This window comes from Pseudomonas brassicae, assembly GCF_010671725.1.
Classification (GTDB): domain Bacteria; phylum Pseudomonadota; class Gammaproteobacteria; order Pseudomonadales; family Pseudomonadaceae; genus Aquipseudomonas; species Aquipseudomonas brassicae.
Genome location: NZ_JAAHBU010000361.1, coordinates 1 through 2,858, shown reverse-complemented (window position 1 = coordinate 2,858; position 2,858 = coordinate 1). Strand labels below are relative to the sequence as shown.

The 2,858-nt window shown below is 66.1% G+C and carries 2 protein-coding genes and 1 pseudogene; 1 reads left to right on the top strand and 2 read right to left on the bottom strand.

Annotated elements, in window-relative coordinates; translation table 11 throughout:
- Positions 1–33: 33 nt before the first annotated feature.
- Positions 34–606: a HutD/Ves family protein gene (locus tag G3436_RS21525; RefSeq protein WP_163949249.1), complete on the bottom strand. Its 573-nt coding sequence runs from the start codon at positions 604–606 to the stop codon at positions 34–36.
- Positions 603–1,313: a histidine utilization repressor gene (gene hutC / locus G3436_RS21520; protein ID WP_163949252.1), complete on the bottom strand. Its 711-nt coding sequence runs from the start codon at positions 1,311–1,313 to the stop codon at positions 603–605. The genes G3436_RS21525 and hutC overlap by 4 nt, the downstream gene beginning before the upstream one ends.
- Positions 1,314–1,456: 143 nt before the next feature.
- On the opposite strand from hutC, the pseudogene G3436_RS21515 reads away from it, so the two are divergent.
- A pseudogene (locus G3436_RS21515) lies at positions 1,457–2,822 on the top strand (formimidoylglutamate deiminase).
- Positions 2,823–2,858: the final 36 nt, after the last annotated feature.

The following is a 2,858-nucleotide window of genomic DNA, read 5'->3' as shown; positions in this document are numbered from 1 at the left end:
CTTGCCAGCGAAAGGCTGCACAGCAGCCCAGACTTAACGTTCGCTCAGCTCGATCAGGCAGACCTGCCCACTGACCTGCAGCTCCACCAGGCCCTGATTGGCGTCCAGACGCAGGCAGTCATAACGCCCCAGCACCTGCTCCGGCTGCCCGGCGAGCGCGACCTGCACCGGTTCAGCGGCGGCGAACACCAGCAACGTCTGCGCCGAGCTGTAGACCCGACTGCCTGCGCTACACCACTGCAAGCGCGCGGCAAACCGCTGCGGTGCATAGATCAGGTTGAAGTCGCGAATCGGCCCGCCCAGCAGGTTGCAGCTCACCGTGCTCTGGCCGCTGAAGGCGAACGGGTCGAACGCCAGCAGCTCGCGGCTGGCCTGGCCGTCCACCACCAGGCGCATGCCATCGCCCTGCAGCACGCTGATGATGCGCTGATAACCGGCAAAGCTGGAAAACCCGCCCGACTCCTCGATATCGGCAATCGACAGGCGCCAGCCAAAACCGTCCAGGCCGGCACCGCCATCGCGGGTGATCTCTTCGGTGCTGCCGCCACCGTTCTTCCACGGCATGCGCGGGTAGTCGGCGGCGCGTAACAGGGTCAACGAACTCATTTGCTGAAGCGTCCTTCCAAACGATGACGGGAACCGGGGTGGATCAGGCGCGCTGCGGTGACCGGCTGGCGTCCCGACCAGGTACGCCGGCGGATCAACAGGCACGGCTCGCCTGGCTCGATCTGCAACAGGCGGCATTCGTCAGGCTCGGCCAGGATCGCCTCGACCACGTGCTCGCCTTCGGTCAGCGGCGCTACCTGCGACAGGTAGGCGTAGGGCGTCTGGCGGGTGAAATCCTGCTTGAGGTAGTCCGGCGCCACCTGCGCGTTGACGAAGCGGTCTTCGATCTGCACCGCGATGCCATTCTCGTAATGCACGATCAGCGAGTGGAACACCCGCTGGCCTTCGCGCATGTCCAGCGCCAGCGCGCGCTCGGAACCGGCCGCCTCTTCGGTCAGGGTGATCACCTGGCAGCTGTGCTGATGACCGCGCGCGGCAATCTCGTCGGCAATGTTGTTGACCTCGAACAGTGCCGAGCGGCTCTTGGGTTCGGCGACGAAGGTGCCCACGCCCTGCATGCGCACCAACAGCCCTTCGGCCGTCAGCTCGCGCAACGCACGGTTGATGGTCATGCGGCTGAAGCCCAGCTCGGTGACCAGCTCGCTCTCGGAAGGCACGCGGTGATGCGGCGGCCAGCTGCCGTTCTGGATCTGCTGGGCGATCATCTGCTTGACCCGCGCATACAGCGGCGCCGGGCCCTCGCCCATGTGGGCAACCAGCGCGGAGACAGGAGGTGTCGACACGGCAAAAATCCTTGGTGATGGGTATGAACGGTAGAGTGCCGCAGTTTACCGAGCAGGCAAACGTCTGTATATGTATATACAAATAACCAGAAAGGGGTGACGTGTCGATGTCCGTGTTCTTTGCCGAACGTGCTTTGCTGCCCACAGGCTGGGCCGAAAACGTGCGAATCGAGGTGGGGGCCGATGGCCTGCTGGCCCGCGTGCAGGCCGATGCTTCGGCAGAGGGCGCCGAGCGGTTGGCCGGGCCGCTGCTGCCGGGCATGCCCAACCTGCATTCGCATGCCTTCCAGCGCGCGATGGCGGGCCTGGCGGAAGTGGCCGGCAACCCCAATGACAGCTTCTGGACCTGGCGCGAACTGATGTACCGGCTGGTGGGCAGGATCAGCCCCGAGCAACTGGGGGTGATCGCGCGCCAGTTGTACATCGAGATGCTCAAGGCCGGCTACACCTCGGTGGCCGAGTTCCATTACGTGCACCATGACACCCAGGGCAAGGCGTATGCCGACCCCGCCGAGCTGTCGCTGCGCATCAGCCAGGCCGCCGCTGCCAGCGGCATCGGCCTGACCTTGCTGCCGGTGCTCTACAGCCATTCGGGCTTTGGCGGGCAGGCGCCCAGTGAAGGGCAGCGCCGTTTCATCAACAGCACCGAGCAGTACCTGAAGCTGCAGGCGCAACTGGCACCGCTGCTCGCGCAGCAGCCCGCGCAGCAGCTGGGCCTGTGCTTCCACTCGTTGCGTGCGGTCACGCCGCAGCAGATCACCGACGTACTGGCCGCCAGCGACAGCGCCTGCCCGGTGCATATCCACATTGCCGAACAACAGAAGGAAGTCGACGACTGCCTGGCCTGGAGCGGCCGCCGGCCGCTGCAATGGCTGTACGAGCAGGCCGACGTGAACGCACGCTGGTGCCTGGTGCACGCGACCCATGCCGAGCCCGATGAGGTCACCGCGATGGCGCGCAGCGGCGCAGTGGCCGGGCTGTGCCTGACCACCGAAGCCAATCTGGGTGACGGCATCTTCCCCGCCGTCGACTACCTGGCCCAGGGCGGGCGCCTGGGCATCGGTTCGGACAGTCACGTGTCGTTGAGCGTGGTGGAAGAACTGCGCTGGCTGGAGTATGGCCAGCGCCTGCGTGATCAACGGCGCAATCGCCTGTACGGCGCCGAGCAGCCGATGGTGGGGGCGCACCCTGTTCGATGCCGCGCTGGCGGGTGGTGCGCAGGCGCTGGGTCAGCCGGTTGGCGAACTGGCGGTGGGCAAGCGCGCTGACTGGATCGTGCTGGATGGGCTGGACCCTTACATCGCCACGGCGAGTGCCGACGGCATTCTCAATCGCTGGCTGTTTGCCGGTGGTGACCGGCAGGTGCGCGATGTGATGGTCAATGGTGCGTGGGTGGTGCGCCAGGGTCGGCATGCGGATGAAGAAGCGAGTGCGCGGGCGTTTGCCGGGGTGCTGCGCGAAGTGTTGGGCTGATCCCTACCCGCGGTGCGGCCTTCGCTGGCAAGCCAG

Excerpts from the sequence above, each read along its gene's own strand:
- G3436_RS21525 (WP_163949249.1), bottom strand. The coding sequence starts at position 606 with ATGAGTTCGTTGACCCTGTTACGCGCCGCCGACTACCCGCGCATGCCG.
- hutC (WP_163949252.1), bottom strand. The coding sequence starts at position 1,313 with ATGGGCGAGGGCCCGGCGCCGCTGTATGCGCGGGTCAAGCAGATGATC.